Below are 1207 nucleotides of genomic sequence, written 5' to 3'. Positions count from 1 at the left end.
TCCGTCAGTTGCAGGGCCACAGCAGGCCTTGCGCAATGCGCTTGCGCGACACACTTAAAGTCGACGCAAGGAGACCCCCATGGATCAGATCGCCAATCCCGCCCCCGGTTTTCAACGCAATCCCGATAAGGTCATCACCATCGAGCCCTTTGCCGGCACGGTTATAGTGCGCGCTGGCGACGTGGTCATCGCTTCAACAGCGAAGGCCAAAGTGCTGAACGAGGCCCCCTATCCCGCGGCCTTCTACATTCCGTTCGCCGACATCGATTTCGGCAAGCTCGGCAGCACTGACCACTCGACCCATTGCCCCTACAAGGGTGATGCGAGCTATTGGAGCGTGCTGCCTGCCGGCGAGACCGGCCAGAACGCTATGTGGGCCTATGAACGGCCTTTCGACGAAATGACTGAAATCCGCAACCACGGCGCATTCTACGCCAGCAAGGTCACGATCGAAGCCACGCCTGACTGAGCAAAACCGCCTTCGTAACGGAAGCATGGTCTTTCCGGAGCCAGTATTTGCTCCGAGGTATGTCGAGATTCAGGTCAGGCCGCGCCGAGAATGGTGGGGGCCGAGAACCGGAACGGAGCGGACTTTTGGGTCCGTGAGTGCCGGAAGCGCAGGAAGCCGCCATTCGCAGGCCGGCATCACCTGAATATCGATATGCCTTAGTCGGTGGTGCCGTGATTGCCGACTCCGTCGGCATCGTCGAGCCGCACAAAGGTCAAGCCCTTGGCCTTGAGCGCCAGCAGCCCCTGCACCACGCCTTCGCCGGCCGCATGGGTCGGCTGGTTGATGTGCGAGATAATCACATCACCGTCCTTGGCCGCTGCAATGCGCCGCGCGGTTTCCTTGGCGCCAAGCAATGAGCCACCGTCGCCGTTTATCGAGAATCCCGCGATCTTGAAGCCAAGCTTGCGGATCATGGCGATTGCCGACGGGCTGTATTCGGCGGTCGCGCCACGAAACCATTTCGGCGCCGGCTCGCCGGTCCTGGCAAGAGCGGCGGCACCCGACTCGACCTCGGCCAGCACCGCGTCCGGGCTGCCGGCGCTGCGGATGCCGTAGATTTTCTGCGGCGTATCGACCGCCGGGATATGATGGCCGCCGTGATTTTCCAGTTCGAACAGATCGGGATGCGCCCGCATGATCTCGACAGCGGCGGCGTTTCGCTTCAGCCAGATGCCGGTCACGAAAATGGTGGCGGGG

At 61.9% G+C, this 1207-nt stretch carries 2 protein-coding genes; one reads left to right on the top strand and one right to left on the bottom strand.

Features of this window, described 5'->3' with window-relative positions:
- Positions 1-79 precede the first annotated feature (79 nt).
- On the top strand, positions 80-469 hold the full coding sequence (locus EN935_RS36785; protein ID WP_127262755.1) for a DUF427 domain-containing protein: 390 nt from the start codon (positions 80-82) through the stop codon (positions 467-469).
- Between the two features lie 197 nt (positions 470-666).
- Here EN935_RS36785 and EN935_RS36780 read toward each other — a convergent pair.
- Positions 667-1207, bottom strand: a 541-nt coding sequence (locus tag EN935_RS36780) for a polysaccharide deacetylase family protein (protein ID WP_164771720.1), incomplete at its 5' end; no start/stop codon positions are given.

The sequence above is a fragment of the Mesorhizobium sp. M7D.F.Ca.US.004.03.1.1 genome (assembly GCF_003998635.1).
Lineage (GTDB): Bacteria > Pseudomonadota > Alphaproteobacteria > Rhizobiales > Rhizobiaceae > Mesorhizobium > Mesorhizobium loti.
The sequence above is the reverse complement of the archived record's forward strand: the minus strand, read 5'-3'. Positions and strand labels throughout refer to the sequence as shown.

What these genes read in the sequence shown, in the direction of transcription:
- EN935_RS36785 (WP_127262755.1), top strand. Translation starts at nt 80, where the DNA reads ATGGATCAGATCGCCAATCCCGCCCCCGGTTTTCAACGCAATCCCGAT.